Raw genomic sequence first — 17515 nt, 5'->3', positions numbered from 1 at the left:
GAGTTTGGTAACGGATGTTACGCAACAGAGCGATAAAGACCAAAGTTTACATGGCAGTTACTTTTTTAATCCCAGTTATGTAAGTCATGGTTTTTTTCATCTTACGGTAATAGAACTTCGCCACACTTGTTTCTGACTAATCTCGGTAGCCAGTTACACATTATATCTTTGAGGATTTGTGACGATACCATTTGGGCAACGGCTAATAATAGCTCGCTCATTACTAAAATTGTAAAGTGGAGATACCCCCATGAAAAAACTACTTTTAGCTACAGCAATCGCTGCCCTATCTGTATCTGCAGCCAATGCAGCACCAACTGTTTATGGTAAAGCTTTCGTTGCTATGGACTATGTTAATGCTGAATTTGATGGCCCTGCTGGCAATATGTATGATGAAGATACAGTAGAGATCAACTCTCATGCTTCACGTTTAGGCTTTAAAGGTTCTGAAGCTATGACTGCTAATACTGATGTTATCTATCAGTTAGAGTATGGCACAAAGATTGATGGTGATAAAAATGGTTTCACTAACCGTGATACATTCCTTGGTGTAAACAACAAACAATTCGGTGAGTTCCGTGTTGGTAAAAACCAATCAACGCTTGCTCGTATTGATAACGTTGTTGTTAACCAAGGTTACTTTGATAACTTAGGTACTACTCAAAATGAGAATGAAGTTATTGATGCATTAAACATGGCTGATAGTAACCGTATCGCAAGTTCAATCATCTGGACTGCACCTAAGTATAACGGTCTACCATTACAATTATCAGCTATGTACAGCTCTGATGATGTAAATGGTAATGACAATGCTGGCTTTGGCGTAGCAATGTTGTTTGATCAAGGTACTGGCTTTACTGCTGGTGTTGCTTATGACAAAGATCAAAACATCGTCGGTGATATCATCCGTGGTACTGCTACTGTAGATCTAGGCAAGTACATGGCAGCTCCAGTAACTTTGGGTGCGTTATATCAAGTAGCTGATTACGACGCTGGTACTTCTAAAGAGAAAGGTTTGGTTGTAAGTGCTGAGATGCCTTTAGCTAACTTTGCTCGCCCAGCGTCTATCTATACTCAGTATAACAAAACTGACAATTTAAATGGTTTTGATAATGCTGATTCAGATCAAATCGTTGTTGGTGGCAAATACATGTATAAAGACAACATCATTGCTCATGCCTATGCTGGTATGAACAAAGCTGATAATGTTAACTATGCATATAAAGTTACACCAAATGCTACTTCATATACTAATGTACGTGGTGATGCTGAAGTATTCGTAGTTGGTACTGGTCTAGAATACAAATTCTAATCTAACCATTAGAATCTGAATAAAAAACTCATCCTTCGGGGTGAGTTTTTTTGTTATGGCTTTTTTAACGCTGTAGTGAGTTATAATAGACATGTGCTAAAAATGAAGAGTTTCAAATAGTTTGTGCTTTTGCCCTATATTTTTTGACGTATTTTTAGTAAAATCCTTCTTTACCAATTACCGACAGAGTACTATGACCAAGTTTATATTTGTGACCGGTGGGGTAGTGTCCTCACTAGGAAAAGGTATTACCGCAGCTTCCCTTGCTGCCGTCTTAGAAGCACGTGGCGTAAACGTGACCATGACCAAAATGGATCCGTATATCAACGTTGATCCAGGCACGATGAGCCCGTTTCAACATGGTGAGGTATTCGTGACCGAAGATGGCGCTGAGACAGATTTGGACTTGGGCTATTATGAGCGTTTTTTACGCCATTCAAAGATGAGCAAAAGTAACAACTTCACCAGTGGTCGCATCTATCAAAATGTCTTAAATAAAGAGCGCCGTGGAGAATATTTAGGCGGTACGGTGCAGGTGATTCCGCATATTACGGATGAGATTAAGAGCAAAATTCTTGCCAGTGGCGAAGGCTATGATGTCGCTATCATCGAGATTGGCGGTACCGTAGGTGACATCGAGTCGTTACCCTTTATGGAAGCAGTACGTCAAATGCAAGTCGAGCTTGGTCGCAATCGTGCCATGCTTATGCATCTGACATTGGTGCCTTATATTGCCAGTGCAGGTGAAACTAAGACTAAACCAACGCAGCATTCAGTCAAAGAGCTGCGTTCTATCGGTTTGCAGCCTGATATCTTGATTTGCCGCTCGGATCATCATATCTCACAAGACAATCGTCGCAAGATTGCACTATTTACCAACGTTGAAGAGCGTGCGGTCATTATGTGTGAAGATGCGCAAAGCATTTATCAGATTCCACGTACGTTACATGAACAAGATCTCGATGATTTAATCTGTGAGCGTTTTGGTCTTGATTTACCAGAAGCAGATTTGAGCGATTGGGATAAGGTTGTCGAAGCGCAGTTGAATCCTGAGTCGACGGTAACAGTAGCCATGGTTGGTAAATATGTTGAATTACCAGATGCCTATAAATCAATCAATGAAGCATTGTTACATGCTGGTATTACTCATAAAGCCGACGTCAAGATTGATTATATCGATGCTGAGCGTTTAGAAGACGATGACAGCTTACTAGCGCAACTGCATAATGCTGATGCCATCTTGGTGCCAGGCGGCTTTGGTGAGCGCGGTACTATGGGTAAGATCAAAGCCATTACCTATGCTCGCGAAAACAACGTACCTTATTTAGGTATCTGTTTAGGTATGCAGCTTGCAGTGATTGAATATGCGCGTAACGTGCTACATATCGATGCCAACTCTTCTGAATTTGATCGTAAAACAGCTGAGCCTATTATTGGCTTGATTACAGAGTGGTTAGATGAGCGCGGCGAATTGCAGATTCGTAGTGATGATTCAGACCTTGGTGGTACGATGCGTTTAGGCGCGCAGCAAGCTGAGCTGGTCGCTGGTAGTAAGCTTGCACAAATCTACGGTGCTAACAATATAACTGAGCGTCATCGCCATCGCTATGAGATGAATAACCGCTATATCGAGCCATTAGAGCAAGCAGGAATGACGGTATCAGGTTATTCTGCTAAGCAGCACCTAGTTGAGTCAGTTGAACTTGCTGATCATCCATGGTTTGTTGCGGTACAGTTCCATCCAGAATTTACCAGCTCGCCACGCGGTGGTCATCCATTGTTCAATAGCTTTGTAAAAGCGGCGAAGAATTATAGTGAAGCGAAATAATGGTTAAGTTATAAGTGCTTTTGATATAAAAAGACTGATCTTCGGATTGGTCTTTTTTTTGGCTGATTTTTTGGCAGTGGTTTGCATGCAGATTTTTCTAATGGTTTGCCGCTAATTACGCTTATAGCCTTTTTTTAATTGACCTATCGGTTACAATAAGAGATAACAATAAAGAGGATACCTACTCGATGGAAAACCTACTAACCGCGCAGTCGCATATTCAGCTTAATACACCTGATAATAAAAACATCAGTATCGGTAATGATCAGCCATTTGTCTTATTCGGTGGCATGAATGTTTTAGAGTCTAAAGAGATGGCATTTGAGATCGCTGAGCAGTATGTCGATATTTGCCAGCGTTTGGGTATCGGCTATGTGTTTAAAGCCAGCTTTGATAAGGCCAATCGCTCAAGTCTGACCTCGTATCGTGGTCCGGGGCTAGAGAAAGGTATCGATTGGCTTGGGCAAATCAAAGAAAAATTTCAAGTACCGATTATTACGGATGTCCACGAACCTTATCAAGCGGCACCAGTTGCTGAAGTAGCTGATATTATCCAGTTGCCTGCGTTTTTATCCCGTCAAACAGATTTGGTGCATGCGATGGCGAAGACGGATGCGATTATTAATATCAAAAAAGCGCAGTTTTTAGCCCCGCATGAGATGCGTCATATCGTCAATAAATGTCTCGAAGGCGGTAACGATAAGCTTATCCTGTGTGAGCGCGGTAGTGCCTTTGGTTATAATAATTTGGTCGTTGATATGCTGGGTTTTGATACCATGAAGCAGATGGAGATACCCGTGTTCTTTGATGTGACGCATAGTTTGCAGCAGCCGGGCGCGCGTAGCGACAGTGCTGGAGGACGCCGTGAGCAGATCACAACGCTTGCACGTGCAGGTATGGCAACTGGATTGGCAGGATTGTTTTTAGAGGCGCATCCAAATCCAGAAGTGGCAAAATGTGATGGTCCGTGTGCGCTACGTATGAGCCAATTAGAGCCTTTCTTACGCCAACTTAAACAGCTTGATGACTTGGTCAAAGGCTTTGAGACTTTGGATACTCATTAATATCATAAGTAATGTGAGGATAAAACAGTGGCGATTAAAGTGGCACAAGTAAGCATTGAAAACATCAATGATTCAGAAGGTTTAGATAGCGTCATGACCGCTTTAAAGAATATAACGGGCGTCACCGCTATTGAGTTAGATGCTAACAGTCATATGGCGTTGGTGCGTTATGATGATACCAAAACCAGTATCCATGCCTTTACTGCTGCGATTAGTATGGTCGATTATGTCACTCAGCCATTTCCTATCGATGCCCCGCAAAATCCACGTTATCATGATTAGATTTATAAAAGTATAACCAAACTGACTTGTGGTCAACGCCAATAGCTCTTATGCTGGTCTTGGCTATTTTAATAAAGTCTTATACCGTTAAAGTATACAAACCATTTATTCACAGATAAAAATAAGGAGCCTCTCATGGCAAACCAAACCCGTATCATTAAAATTGATGGCATGACTTGTGGTGGCTGTGTGGCAAGCGTCCATAACGCCACCGCTGATATCGATGGTTTAGATGACATCAGTATCGAGCTTGCAGACAATCAAGCGACAGTCACCTTTGATGATAGCAAAACCAGTGCAGAGACGATTGCTGCTGCTATTGATGACGCAGGCTTTGATGCCACTGTTACCAACGCTTAATTTTATGCTTTGTTATAAACAAACCAGCTATTGTGGCTGGTTTTTTAATGGTGAAAAACTATGGCTATCAGAGTAGTGTTCTCAGCTCTCTTATTTCTGCAACATGTCCTTTTAATCTGAAATAATTGGTCGGCTGAAATAGTTGAATTGGCGCTAATCATGACCATTTAATATATAGGTTGATACACTAAGATGACTACTATTTAAATGCTCTGAAAAACAATAAGATATTAATCTTTAGAATGTACTGCTTGTTTGATTTGGGTTTTTATTCCTCCACTGATAGATTTTTATAGCTCATACAAATTTATAAACGCCATAACGAGTTTTATTTATGAATGATTCTACCCGTACCAATACCCATAATTCTTATGATGTGGAGACTGATGTTCAGTCTAATACCCCGCTTACCCCGCAGCGTGCACACTTGCAGCTGGCGATAGAGGGCATGACGTGTCAGGCCTGTGCATCACGGATTGAAAAGGTTTTGAATAAAAAGCCATCAGTCTATGAGGTCAGCGTGAACTTCGCAGGCGAGACCGCCAATGTGGATTATGATCCGACACAGACGACGGCAGAGCAGGTGACGGAATGGGTCAACAAAACGGGTTTTGTCGCCAATTTGCAGGCGGCTGATAGCTTGTTTGCTCAAAAAGATGACGATGCGAGCACTCAGTATCCATGGCGTTTGATTGGACTATGGGTCTGTTTGGTGCCGTTTTTAGTTGGTATGGCTGGCATGCTCTTTGGGCAGGGTATGGCATGGATGCCGCCGATTTGGATGCAGTTTATCCTAGCGACCATTGTACAGTTTGGATTTGCTTTACCATTTTATAAAAGTGCTTGGGCGTCTATTAGAGGCGGTCTTGCCAATATGGACGTATTGGTCGTTATCGGTACGGTAACCATTTGGGCGTATTCAACGTATCTGTGGCTGACCCATGGTGATGGTAGCTTAAATAGTCTGTTGCAAAGTGGGCATACTGGCGGTCATGGTGCGAGTGGCAGTCCTGCGGTATATTTTGAAGCAGGTGTGATGGTTATTGCTTTTGTGCGCACGGGTAAATACCTTGAAGAGCGCACTAAAAAGCACAGTCTGAATAGTATTGATTTACTATTATCGCTGACACCAGACGAAGTTGAGCAACAGCAGCCAAATGGTGAGTTTAAAAATATCGCTCTCAAAGAGGTACAAGTGGGTGATATCTTGCGTGCTAAGCAAGGAAGCCGCGTTGCAACCGATGGGACGGTCATCGATGGTGCTGGCTGGTGTGTCGAGAGTCATTTAACCGGTGAGTCAGTACCGCTTAAGAAAGAAGTAGGCGATGGATTATTAGCGGGTGCCTTGGTCGAAAACGGTAGCTTGTTATATCGCGTCAATGCCAAGGGTAGCGATACAAAGCTTGGTGATATGGTACAAGCATTAAGCGATGCCCAAGGCTCAAAAGCCAATTTGGCACGCCTTGCTGATAGAGTCACTGCGGTCTTTGTGCCCGTTGTGGTAGTGATTGCACTGGTTACCTTTGGTGTGACGTGGTGGCTAACCGGTATGCTCGATACCGCTTTGATGCACGCGGTATCTGTATTGGTCATTGCTTGTCCCTGTGCGCTTGGTTTGGCGACACCAGCCGCAATCATGGCAGGTATGGGCGTGGCTGCGCGTCACGGTGTTTGGTTTAAAGATGCGCAAAGCCTAGAAGCGGCAGGCAATATCGACACGGTGGTACTTGATAAGACGGGTACCTTAACCATTGGCAAACCGACCATCGTCGATGAAGTTATGGTTGATAAATCAATAGCGGTTGATGATGTACTACAGATTGCCGCAAGTATTGAAGTACATGCCAGTCATCCGCTTGCAACTGCTTTGGTTAATGCAGCGACAGCACGTGGTTTATCCTTATTCGATGTGTCTGATATCAGCGTTATCAAAGGCGCAGGTATACAGGCAAATATTGAAGGCTTAGGTGTGGTAAAGGTTGGCACAGCAGAGTTTGCCAATCTTGTATTGCCTAAATTGATGCCAAAGGTATGGCAAATTGCCAGTACTGTTGCGATTAGTATTAACGATGAAGCACTAGGCGCATTTGCTTTAGCAGATGACTTAAAATCAGATACGCCGCAGGCGATTACTGCGCTACAAGATGCGGGTATTAATGTCATTTTGATGAGCGGTGATAAACAATCCGTCGTCGATCACGTTGCCGGACAGCTTGGTATCGAAAAAGCGTATGGAAAGATGAGTCCACGTGACAAGGCCAGCCAAATTGCTCTACTGCAAACAGCGGGTCATAAAGTCGCTATGGCAGGAGATGGGGTCAATGATGCACCAGCGATGGCAACTGCCGATGCCAGCTTTGCCATGTTTGAAGGCACGGATGTCGCCCAACATAGTGCCTCTGCGCGCTTGATGGGTGAGTCGCTGATGCATATCGACGCAGCGCAAAAAATTGCGAATGCCACGCTGCGTAATATCAAACAAAATTTGTTTTTTGCCTTTATCTATAATTGTCTTGGTATTCCGCTCGCTGCTTTTGGCTTTTTGAATCCTATGATTGCCGCTGCTGCTATGGCACTTAGCTCTATCTCAGTACTGATGAATGCGCTGCGTTTAACGCGTTTTAAGACAAAGGTTGAACTGAATAATACTGTATCAGACTCCCACACTAAAGCAGATCGTCTAACAAAAGCGTAAGAGTTATATGACGTTTGATATCATAGGTAATGAGATAGATTGATAGTGACTCATTTGACTATTGATTGGCGATTTTATGACCGTCCGTTGCTTTAAGATAAGGGAAGTTTGGCAAAATTTATGCTATGATACCAAGCACTATAGCTAATGGTTAAGGGATGAAATAAACCTTTGATTACGTTTAAAATGAGCCGATTGTATTAATCACTAAAGCTTTTTTTGCGCATTACTATACGATATTCTGCTTTATCTTTTTTGTATTCTAGTTGCCGTTATTTATCTCATAAACTTGGCATGACCAAAGGAATTAACAGACATTATGTACGCTGAAGAAACCAACAACGTCACCGCAATTAAAGACATTCGCGCTCGTGAGATTTTAGACTCGCGTGGTAACCCAACGATTGAAGCTGATGTGATTTTAGCTGATGGCACTATTGGCCGTGCTGCTGCTCCAAGCGGCGCATCGACTGGCTCACGTGAGGCGCTTGAGCTACGTGATGGCGATCAAAGCCGCTATATGGGTAAAGGCGTCAAAAAGGCAGTAGCTAACGTCAATAGCCAAATCCGCAGTGCTTTGATGGACAAAGATGTTACTGCTCAGCAAGCCATTGATGATGCAATGATTGCGCTAGACGGTACAGAAAATAAAGACAATCTCGGTGCCAATGCCATACTTGCGGTTTCACTTGCGGTTGCTAAAGCGGCTGCTAAATCACAAAGTCTGCCATTACATCAGTATATCGCTGATCTGCGCAACCAGACGTCGCTTACGATGCCTGTACCGATGATGAATATCATTAATGGTGGTGAGCACGCGGACAATACCGTCGATATTCAAGAGTTTATGATTGAGCCGGTTGGTTTTAGCAGCTTCTCAGAAGCATTACGTGCTGGTACCGAAATCTTTCACAGCTTAAAGTCTGTTTTAAAGTCGCAAGGCTTGAATACTGCTGTTGGCGATGAAGGCGGCTTTGCGCCAAATCTTCGCAGCAACGAAGAAGCTATTACAGTTATCATGCAAGCCATTGAGCAAGTAGGCTACACAGCTGGTAAAGATATTCACTTAGCTTTAGATTGTGCTGCTACTGAGTTCTATAAAGATGGTAAATACGTCTTGGCAGGCGAGGGCAACAAATCCTTTGATAGCCAAGGGTTCTCAGATTATTTAGTGGGTCTTGCGCGTCAATATCCTATTATCTCTATCGAAGACGGTCTTGATGAGTCAGATTGGGATGGCTGGAAATACCTAACTGAGCAAATCGGTGATAAGGTTCAACTGGTCGGTGATGATTTGTTTGTAACCAACCCTGCTATCTTGCAAGAAGGGATTGATAAGAAAATTGCCAATGCGATTTTGATTAAGTTTAACCAAATCGGCACCTTGTCAGAAACGCTAGATGCGATTTATCTGGCGAAGAAAAACGGTTATGCGACGGTTATTTCGCATCGTTCAGGCGAAACGGAAGACAGCACCATTGCAGATTTAGCGGTCGGTACTGCGGCTGGTCAAATCAAAACTGGCTCATTATGTCGCTCAGATCGCGTTGCAAAGTATAACCAATTGCTTCGTATCGAGCAGCAAGTACGTGCAAGCTATCGTGGTCGCGAAGAGTTCATTGGTCTACGTGGTTAATCAGCCAAAATTGTCGCTTACGCTGGGCGATATATAAATATATCGCTCAGCAAGTTTATATTCTCTTTATATCGTTTGGCGTTATTATATTATGAAATACTTTAGCCAATTTATACTACTTGCGTTAGCCGTTGCCGTGCTGTCAGGACTGCAATATCAGTATTGGCTAGGTGAAAATGGTCGCGTCGAGCACAGTAAGCTTCTGACTGAAGTGGCTGAGCAGCAGCGCTTAAATGACAACCAAGTCTCAGCAAATAACTTACTGCGTACCGATGTTAATGATCTAAAGACTGGTCTCGAAGCGGTAGAGGAGCATGCTCGTTTGGATTTGGGTTTGATTAAGCCAAATGAGACTTTTGTACAAGTATCAACCGCGCCTACTACTCATAGTCGTTATTGATTTTGACGTAAAGTCGGTATTGATTCTACAGTCGTTGCAATGAGCTATTATTGATAATAATAGTTTTTTTTCATTTTTATACCTCTTAATTCCCATCTTTCTTATCCTATTTTCATGGAATCAACCCATGAGTACTGCATTATGAATACCACTCCTAACATCCATGCCATGATCGTTGCTGCTGGACGCGGTAGTCGTTTTGGCGCGTCTATTGCTAAACAATATACCTTACTGCAAGGTCAAACCTTATTACAGCATAGTGTGGCACGTCTGGCTGAGAGTAATTATATTGATCAATGTCTATTGGTTGTGGCTCAAGATGATAGCACTGCCCAGACACTGAGCTTTGCGCTTCCTATCTATTATGCTATTGGCGGTACTGAACGTTGGCAATCGGTGCAGGCAGGAGTCGAGGCAATGATTAATGCGGGCGCAGATGAGTCGGATTTGGTTGTGATCCATGATGCAGCTCGTCCTGCAGTGCCAACGCATGATATTGATGCCGTCATTCAAGCAGCGATGCTAGAGCCTTATGGTGCTATTTTAGCGACACCGGTTGCTGATACCCTAAAACAGTCTTACATAGCATCTAACACACTATCAACGCCAGCATATGAAGCTCCACTATCCCATCAGCAACTGAATACTCAGCCGGAGCTTGCTAATAGTCAAAGCGGTTATGACACGCTTCATACTTATGCTCAAAAAACTATTGATCGCAGCCATATGTGGCAGGCACAAACACCGCAAGTATTTAGGCTTGGACAATTGCAACAAGTCTTGAACTATGTCACTGAGCATAATCTGGCTATTACTGACGAAGCCAGTGCTTTTGAGCATTTAGAACTACCAATTCGATTGGTAACAGGCAGCCGTCAAAACATCAAACTGACTTATCCTGATGATATTATTTTACTGACAGCCATTCTCAAGGCTCAATTTGCCCCTAGCTCATAAAATTCTTATCACACTCTGCTTTCTGTATTTTTTAACTTTATAAATTTTATATAGATTTTTTACTCTGTCATAAAAATATCGAATATTCATTTTATCTATCTCTGTAAGGCTTGTGTCGCAAGCTCTATAGCTAGTATTAAATCTGAGACATGAAATTATATTCATAGATTTTTATTGTTTATATTTACTAAATGGCCGTTTATTTTTCCTATAATATTTTTTATAGCTGTAGATATTTTTTATATGAATATTACCTAAATATTGTTCAATATTAACAACTTGTTATTTGCCATAAACATATATTGCTTTGATCACTAAAACAGCCTATAATGTAACCAACTTAATACAATTAATATAAATATTTATAAAATCAATAATATACCAAGCCGATTTGTGTTTAGAAACGTCTTGCTTCTATGTTTTTTTCTAAAAATGAGTATGGTTGTCTTAGCTACATTTACCTAATTATAGGGAGAAGCTGATTGTCACCAACGATTGATTCTACAAACCCAGTAATGCCAGATCTATGCCAGCTTGTATATCTGAGCCACATTACGTCTACTGGTCTATCCAACTCTAGTACGCTTAACGATATCGCAGAAGTTGCAAATAAGCTGAATAAAATTGATGATATTACGGGTATTCTTTGCTACGGCAATGGTTACTTTTTTCAATATGTTGAAGGTACTGAGCAAGCACTGACCAACCTTAAAAATCGCTTGTTAATAGATGATCGCCACAAAGATTTAAAAATATTGGATTTTTCAGCGATTGATGAACGCCGCTTTGAAGGATGGTCATTACGCTCTATTACGCTTGAGCGCTGGATGGTTAATGAGCCTAAGCTAAAAGCCTTTATGCCTTTTAGACCTGATAGCTGGAAGTCAAACGAATGGCAGCAGTTTCTAGATACTCTGCAAGGCTATTATGAAGCGCAGGAAGTGACTGGTGATACTGATTCTCAGCCGATAAAATACAGCACGCTAGGGTTAACATTAGGCAAAGTAGTAGGGCAGCACCAAGCATTTTTCTTGATCCAAACCATATTGGGTGGATTGATTGTGTTAGCGCTACTGTGGCTGATTTTAGCCGATAAGATTTTCTAAATATCTATATATGTATTCATGAAGTCAGCATAAATTGCTGGCTTTTTTTGTTTTTACAATCAGGTGTTAAGTGGTTGTTAGGCTGCACGGACAAGGCGTAATAGATATATTTTATGCTGAAAAGCAGAAACTAATACACATAAAAAAACCCTATCACAGTATGTTGTGATAGGGTTTTAGTGGTACGCTTAATTAGTCTTATCTAACGCTTAACAAGCGTATTTGCTAATAAGTGACGCCAAATAGTGGCGTCCCCAGGGGGATTCGAACCCCCGTTACCGCCGTGAAAGGGCGGTGTCCTAGGCCTCTAGACGATGGGGACTAGTACAACGCTTCAGCTGCTTTCACCTTTATGCTGAAGTGGTGCGTATTTTAATGGGGTCTGCGCTTGCTGTCAAGCCTTTTTCTACGTCTTTTTAAAATTAAATATCTTTTTTTAAGCGCGCGACGTGGATGCAGGTCATTACGCTTCAAATGATATCGAATCCACAACGAAGTACAAGTACTAATCGTTAATGCAAGCAGCATATAGCCGATGATCGTCGCCCATAATTTAAACTGTGGTTCCATCATAAAGTCCCTCATAATAAGCTTTGATCGTCTATAACAGACGCTAAAAGCACAATAGGTAACTTAAACCATCTATAGATCTAATCATCGCTTGAGCAAGATGTACGAAAATGATTAAATCGTCCTGTTAAATTGCAAGGTTAAAGTTAGCAGACCTTACAAATAGCACTATTATGGGTAGCGAGCAACAAGTACTCTGTAATAACTGATTTATTTGCTATTATCAGTCGCAGTTTCTGTGATTTCAGGCTCGCTGTGCATGGCATTAGCGAGCATAGGATAATTATTTAAGATATAACAAAATAGCTCAGCGGTTTTTTGCGTGTCATAGAGTGCAGAATGAGCGTCATTACCATCAAAATCAAGTCCTGCAGCTTTACAGGCGCGTGCTAGCACCGTTTGACCAAAGGCAAGTGCTGATAAAGTCACCGTATCAAAGACTGAGAAGTTATGGAAAGGATTGTGGCTCTTATTATTGGTACGTAATACCGCGGCATTTAAAAATGCCAAATCAAAATGTGCATTATGTCCGATTAACACACATTGACGGCAGTCTTCAGTACGGCGTACTTCTTTTAACCCTTTAAAAATACGACGTAGCGCCGTTTTTTCGTCTTCAGCAATGGCTTTACGTAGCGGATTGTTGGGGTCAATGCCGGTAAAGGCGAGGGCACTTGGCTCAAGATTTGCCCCTTCAAAAGGTTCGATATGAGCATTGAATGCCTCACCCGGATAAAAAACACCCTGCTCATTCAGTAGTACAGGAATACAGGCAATCTCTAACAAGGCATCAGTTTGCGCGTTAAAGCCTGCCGTTTCAACATCCACTACTACTGGTAGGAATTTCCGAAAACGCTCTTTTAGTTTCATAGGTGCTAGCGTTTCTGTCGTCGAATCTATAGGAACGGCTACATCTATTTTGGGTAAAGCGGTATCTTTTTTAATGGTCATATCAGGTTAAATCGCTTTTATCAGTCGGGCTATTGTGTTTAATAAAAAAATAAACATCCTATGACACTCATACTATTTTTCAATGGAAAGATAGCATTGCTATCATAGGATAAAATACAGATAATTTTACTTTATAAAAAAGGGTTTTAATTAAAAAGTATCAAAATTATCCTTTGATCGACCAAGGTAATGTCTCGCCTGCCATCAGTGGAGTCAATGAGCTACCATCAAAGTAAGGATAATTTGCTGGTATTTGCATCGGCGTATTGATAATCGTAATAGTGCTCTCGTTAACGGGCAAACCGTAAAATTGTGCACCAAAACGACTGGTAAACCCTTCTAATCTGTCAATTTTACCAACACTATCAAACGCTGTGGCATATAAAGGTAGTGCAGTCGCCGCGCTATAGCAGCCAGCACAGCCACAAGCCGCTTCTTTCTTATCGGTCGCATGGGGCGCAGAATCAGTACCTAAAAAGAATTTTGGGTTACCGCTGGTAGCGACATCAAGCAATACTTTCTGATGGCTTTCACGCTTTAAGATAGGCAAGCAATAGAAATGCGGCTTAATACCGCCAAGCAATAGGTGATTGCGGTTAAACATCAAATGCTGCGGCGTAATAGTGGCAGCAATTTGATTGCCTTGTGACAAGACAAAATCAGCCGCATCACTGGTGGTGATATGCTCCATTACAATTTTCATGGTTGGAAACTTTGCGATGATTTGTACCATCACTTCATCCAAAAAGCGCTTTTCACGATCAAAAATATCAACATGGTCGTGAGTGACTTCGCCATGTAGCAGCAAAGGTAGATTATATTTTTCAAGCGCTTCAAAGACATTGACACAGGCATTGATGTCGGTGACGCCATCAGCAGAGTTGGTAGTGGCGCCAGCAGGATAGAGCTTGACCGCTTGTACGATGCCAGACTTTGCTGCCAGCTCAATATCTTGTGCGGTGGTATGATCGGTGAGATACAAGGTCATGCGCGGGTCAAATGATGCTTTACGCTCAGCGCTCAGATTGCTGATTTCTAGATGTTGCATGATACGCGCGCGATATGCTTGCGCATCGTCGACGTTTTTGACTGGTGGTACAAGGTTTGGCATACAGATAACGCGATTAAAGCTCTCTGCCGCATGAGGGACTGTGGTTGCTAGCGCCTTATCGTCACGCAAATGAATGTGCCAATCATCGGGTTGTAGGATGGTCAATTCTCTAATTGAATCAGTCATAGTATCGTCGCGCTCTATATCGTCATATCTGGGAGTAAAAGGGAGTCTTGCTGTGCGGCTATCATAACAGATTTGCTTACCTGACTAAATATGTGGCTGAATATCTATACATAATATCTCTACAGAAATGGTAGGTAATTTATTCATCTGTAGAAGTAAGATGCCATGTTCACTCTATTATTGGCGAGAAAATTATTGCTTTAGTGGCAACTAAACTTGGGCAAAAACCTCATGCCTAACGGCAGTGCCACTTTTGCCAATGGTAAATATGATGTACACTGAGCGAGCAATCTATCTTCCTCGTGATATAGTCGATTTACCTATCATTAAATTCCTCATACTAGGAGTGTTTCATGGCTCAGCTTGATCCAAAAACTATTAATAAAATCGTATTGGCATATTCAGGGGGTCTTGACACCTCAATCATCGCTCGATGGCTACAAGAAACCTATGATGCAGAAGTGATTACTTTCACTGCGGATATTGGTCAAGGTGAAGAAGTTGAGCCTGCGCGTGCCAAAGCTGAAGCCATGGGTATCAAACATATCCATATTGAAGACTTGCGCGAAGAATTTGCTCGTGATTACGTGTTCCCAATGTTCCGTGCCAATGCCATCTACGAAGGGGAGTATCTGCTTGGTACTTCTATCGCGCGTCCACTCATCGCTAAGCGTTTGGTTGAAATCGCTAAAGAACATAATGCTGATGCGATCAGCCATGGTGCAACCGGTAAAGGTAATGACCAAGTACGCTTTGAGCTTGGTGCCGTCGCTTTATCTCCAGACGTCGTGACTATCGCGCCTTGGCGTGAGTGGGATTTATCGAGCCGTGAAAGCTTGATGGAATATGCTAAAGAGCATAATATTGCCATCGACTATGCGGGCAATAAGAAAAAATCCCCATACTCAATGGACGCCAACTTATTACATATCTCTTATGAAGGCGGTATCTTAGAAGATCCGTATGCTGAAGCAGAAGATGACATGTGGCGCTGGTCAGTAAGCCCAGAAAAAGCACCAGATGAAGCACAATATCTGGAATTAGAGTATGAAAAAGGCGACATCGTTGCCATCGATGGTGAAATGCTTAAGCCATATGAAGTAATGATTAAGCTTAATGAGATTGGCGGCAAGCATGGTATCGGACGTTTGGATATCGTTGAAAATCGTTACGTCGGTATGAAGTCGCGCGGCTGCTACGAGACGCCAGCGGGCACCATTATGTTAAAAGCGCATCGCGGTATTGAGTCATTGACACTTGACCGTGAAGCGGCGCATCTAAAAGATGAGCTAATGCCACGTTATGCTAAGACTATTTACAACGGCTATTGGTTCAGCCCTGAGCGTATGATGCTACAGGCGCTGATTGATAAGTCACAAGAATATGTTAATGGTACAGTACGTGTCAAATTATACAAAGGTGCTGTGAGCGTGGTTGGTCGTAAGTCAGATGATTCGTTATTTGATGAAAAAATTGCGACTTTTGAAGATGATGCGGGCGCCTATGATCAAAAAGATGCAGAAGGTTTTATTCGTCTGAATGGTCTACGTTTGGCAATTGAAGCCAGCCGTGGTCGTGATTTGTCAAAATAAGTATTTTTGACTAAAGGATTTCTTAAATCATTTTGTTAAATGACCGATCAAAAAAGAGGTGCTATATAAATAGCGCCTCTTTTTTTTGCTGATCGATTTCTACGATACTATTTTAAACATAGCTATGTTTTATTCAGCTTTTGATTTTTTATCATCAGCAGTGGTATCTTCGTTCACCATAACGATAGCCACATCTTGCTGCTGTCGCTCTTCTAACACTTCCTCTGTAGCAAGTATGACACCGTTAGATTTTTGCGTTTGATATTTGATGGTTGCCAATATTCCAAGCCCACCAATCACGAGAATAATCAGCAGAATGACGGGATTTTTCCATAGGGGGAGTGATGCCTCGTATTCAATCGGCTTTTCGCTAAGGGTGCTTGGTGTATTATCATTGTTGCTATTACTGCTCAGCAATCCTGAGCTAACCAACGGCGGCTTTGGTGGGTTGATAGGTTCAGAAGTAATGCGTAATCGATTACGCTGCAAATATATCTCTGATATTTTAGCCAGTTGTACTAGCCAGCGTTGATGTGGCAAGCCAATAGCCGTCATCGGTGCAAACATCAATAAGTCATTGTGTTTACCTTGTTGAATGTTTTCAGCTGAGCGTCCAATGGCTTTTAAGTAGTTACCAGTCGCTAACTGCATGTCTTTTACTGGCTCAAATTGTTCGGGTATGAATGCTGTCAGCTCATACCAGTAAGGATCAAAAGCTGGCGGGTTATCTGTCAATTGCTCAGTGATTATTAAGTAACGCTCGTCGCTAGCTACTGACTGTATTTTTTCCGCTTCTATTGCCGACAATGTGGTTTGTGCCTCATCGCTATCATCAGCTGATTCGTTAACAGCTAAATTTGAGACAGGGATAGCAAAACGCGCTTTGGACAAAAATTGTGGCTGTAAGGCGAACCATTTATTCACCTCATCATGATCAAGTTGGCTATACTCAACCAAAATAGCAAGCTCACGTAGCACAATGACGCATAGGGTAGTAAGCAAGATTTGTACTTGTGGCGCTGTCGCGTCAATCTGTGCTGCAATATACTCACTGGCTTTGCTCACCCGTGCATTATCATGGAATATCGCATCGGCGGCATCATGGCGATGGTACAACGTTGTATTTAGAGTGGCAAAATTCATAGAATTGTACTGGCGCATTTCTTTGACGGCACTGCGACCAAATAGCTTTTTGCTTAGAGCTTGTCCTTGATGGCGCTGCTGATAAGCGAGAAGAGCGCTGATAATCGCCTGCAAGCTGGCTGTCATTGCCAAACGCGCTTGCGGCAATGACAGTGCTGCTGCATCTGCTAATAATGACACCAATGGCTTAGTATCTTGATATAGAAAATCATACATCGACACCCGTGTCGGTGAAATAGTCGTCATAATCTGCTAGCATCAAAAAGTGTGCCCCTATATTACGGTGTCAAATGTCTTGATACAATCCCTTGGTAATAGAAAGACTCACTCATTTTTATGCTGCTATGGTGAGTTCAATATAAAAGAGTTACGTTCAGAATAG

Annotated in this window: 14 protein-coding genes and 1 tRNA gene; 11 read left to right on the top strand and 4 right to left on the bottom strand. The window is 42.2% G+C overall.

What is annotated here, in order from left to right:
- Positions 1 to 250: 250 nt before the first annotated feature.
- The 10 genes from VLA57_RS02905 (at position 251) to VLA57_RS02860 (ending at position 11640) form a co-directional block, all read left to right on the top strand.
- Positions 251 to 1312 (top strand): porin, encoded by a 1062-nt coding sequence (locus VLA57_RS02905; protein WP_020444057.1) that lies wholly within the window; start codon positions 251 to 253, stop codon positions 1310 to 1312.
- Between the two features lie 193 nt (positions 1313 to 1505).
- Positions 1506 to 3140: a CTP synthase gene (locus VLA57_RS02900; RefSeq protein ID WP_011514195.1), complete on the top strand. Its 1635-nt coding sequence runs from the start codon at positions 1506 to 1508 to the stop codon at positions 3138 to 3140.
- A 188-nt stretch (positions 3141 to 3328) separates the two neighbouring features.
- A complete protein-coding gene (gene kdsA, locus VLA57_RS02895) occupies positions 3329 to 4204 on the top strand; it encodes a 3-deoxy-8-phosphooctulonate synthase (protein WP_133105060.1) in 876 nt (291 codons plus the stop codon).
- A 27-nt stretch (positions 4205 to 4231) separates the two neighbouring features.
- On the top strand, positions 4232 to 4486 hold the full coding sequence (locus tag VLA57_RS02890) for a hypothetical protein (RefSeq protein ID WP_011514193.1): 255 nt from the start codon (positions 4232 to 4234) through the stop codon (positions 4484 to 4486).
- 135 nt (positions 4487 to 4621) lie between these two features.
- Positions 4622 to 4846, top strand: coding sequence for a heavy-metal-associated domain-containing protein (locus VLA57_RS02885; RefSeq protein ID WP_020444055.1), 225 nt, complete (start codon positions 4622 to 4624; stop codon positions 4844 to 4846).
- Between the two features lie 334 nt (positions 4847 to 5180).
- Positions 5181 to 7541, top strand: a complete 2361-nt coding sequence (locus VLA57_RS02880) for a heavy metal translocating P-type ATPase (RefSeq protein WP_333954301.1) — start codon at positions 5181 to 5183, stop codon at positions 7539 to 7541.
- A 319-nt stretch (positions 7542 to 7860) separates the two neighbouring features.
- The gene (gene eno, locus VLA57_RS02875) at positions 7861 to 9177 is read left to right on the top strand and encodes a phosphopyruvate hydratase (RefSeq protein ID WP_011514190.1); all 1317 of its coding nucleotides are present in this window, start codon (positions 7861 to 7863) and stop codon (positions 9175 to 9177) included.
- Positions 9178 to 9268: 91 nt separating this feature from the next.
- Positions 9269 to 9577 (top strand): FtsB family cell division protein, encoded by a 309-nt coding sequence (locus tag VLA57_RS02870; RefSeq protein ID WP_133105058.1) that lies wholly within the window; start codon positions 9269 to 9271, stop codon positions 9575 to 9577.
- Between the two features lie 114 nt (positions 9578 to 9691).
- Complete coding sequence (locus VLA57_RS02865; protein ID WP_333954300.1) at positions 9692 to 10534, top strand: IspD/TarI family cytidylyltransferase; 843 nt, start codon at positions 9692 to 9694, stop codon at positions 10532 to 10534.
- A 482-nt stretch (positions 10535 to 11016) separates the two neighbouring features.
- Positions 11017 to 11640 carry a BLUF domain-containing protein gene (locus tag VLA57_RS02860; RefSeq protein ID WP_333954299.1) on the top strand — a complete coding sequence of 208 codons (624 nt, stop codon included), beginning with the start codon at positions 11017 to 11019 and terminating at the stop codon, positions 11638 to 11640.
- A gap of 246 nt (positions 11641 to 11886) precedes the next feature.
- Here the strand turns inward: VLA57_RS02860 and VLA57_RS02855 are convergent.
- The 3 genes from VLA57_RS02855 to pyrC all read right to left on the bottom strand — a co-directional run bounded on the left by VLA57_RS02855 (position 11887) and on the right by pyrC (position 14398).
- A tRNA-Glu gene (locus tag VLA57_RS02855) sits at positions 11887 to 11962 on the bottom strand.
- Between the two features lie 458 nt (positions 11963 to 12420).
- Positions 12421 to 13161: a ribonuclease T gene (rnt, locus tag VLA57_RS02850; RefSeq protein ID WP_020444050.1), complete on the bottom strand. Its 741-nt coding sequence runs from the start codon at positions 13159 to 13161 to the stop codon at positions 12421 to 12423.
- A 166-nt stretch (positions 13162 to 13327) separates the two neighbouring features.
- On the bottom strand, positions 13328 to 14398 hold the full coding sequence (gene pyrC / locus VLA57_RS02845; RefSeq protein ID WP_133105056.1) for a dihydroorotase: 1071 nt from the start codon (positions 14396 to 14398) through the stop codon (positions 13328 to 13330).
- Between the two features lie 353 nt (positions 14399 to 14751).
- Between pyrC and VLA57_RS02840 the strand changes: the two genes are divergently transcribed.
- Positions 14752 to 15990: an argininosuccinate synthase gene (locus VLA57_RS02840; protein ID WP_333954297.1), complete on the top strand. Its 1239-nt coding sequence runs from the start codon at positions 14752 to 14754 to the stop codon at positions 15988 to 15990.
- A 129-nt stretch (positions 15991 to 16119) separates the two neighbouring features.
- On the opposite strand, the gene VLA57_RS02835 is transcribed toward VLA57_RS02840, so the two are convergent.
- The gene (locus VLA57_RS02835; protein WP_333954296.1) at positions 16120 to 17379 is read right to left on the bottom strand and encodes a hypothetical protein; all 1260 of its coding nucleotides are present in this window, start codon (positions 17377 to 17379) and stop codon (positions 16120 to 16122) included.
- Positions 17380 to 17515: the final 136 nt, after the last annotated feature.

Origin of the sequence: Psychrobacter sp. S4(2024) (genome assembly GCF_036861305.1) — a bacterium.
GTDB classification, from domain to species: domain Bacteria; phylum Pseudomonadota; class Gammaproteobacteria; order Pseudomonadales; family Moraxellaceae; genus Psychrobacter; species Psychrobacter cryohalolentis.
Note: the sequence above shows the minus strand (reverse complement) of the source record. Positions and strands in the feature narration are given on the sequence as shown.

Bases quoted from the DNA above. Each gene is read 5' to 3' on its own strand.
- VLA57_RS02905 (WP_020444057.1), top strand. From the start codon at position 251: ATGAAAAAACTACTTTTAGCTACAGCAATCGCTGCCCTATCTGTATCT.
- VLA57_RS02900 (WP_011514195.1), top strand. From the start codon at position 1,506: ATGACCAAGTTTATATTTGTGACCGGTGGGGTAGTGTCCTCACTAGGA.
- kdsA (WP_133105060.1), top strand. From the start codon at position 3,329: ATGGAAAACCTACTAACCGCGCAGTCGCATATTCAGCTTAATACACCT.
- VLA57_RS02885 (WP_020444055.1), top strand. From the start codon at position 4,622: ATGGCAAACCAAACCCGTATCATTAAAATTGATGGCATGACTTGTGGT.
- VLA57_RS02880 (WP_333954301.1), top strand. From the start codon at position 5,181: ATGAATGATTCTACCCGTACCAATACCCATAATTCTTATGATGTGGAG.
- eno (WP_011514190.1), top strand. From the start codon at position 7,861: ATGTACGCTGAAGAAACCAACAACGTCACCGCAATTAAAGACATTCGC.
- VLA57_RS02870 (WP_133105058.1), top strand. From the start codon at position 9,269: ATGAAATACTTTAGCCAATTTATACTACTTGCGTTAGCCGTTGCCGTG.
- VLA57_RS02865 (WP_333954300.1), top strand. From the start codon at position 9,692: ATGGAATCAACCCATGAGTACTGCATTATGAATACCACTCCTAACATC.
- rnt (WP_020444050.1), bottom strand. From the start codon at position 13,161: ATGACCATTAAAAAAGATACCGCTTTACCCAAAATAGATGTAGCCGTT.
- pyrC (WP_133105056.1), bottom strand. From the start codon at position 14,398: ATGACTGATTCAATTAGAGAATTGACCATCCTACAACCCGATGATTGG.
- VLA57_RS02840 (WP_333954297.1), top strand. From the start codon at position 14,752: ATGGCTCAGCTTGATCCAAAAACTATTAATAAAATCGTATTGGCATAT.
- VLA57_RS02835 (WP_333954296.1), bottom strand. From the start codon at position 17,379: ATGACGACTATTTCACCGACACGGGTGTCGATGTATGATTTTCTATAT.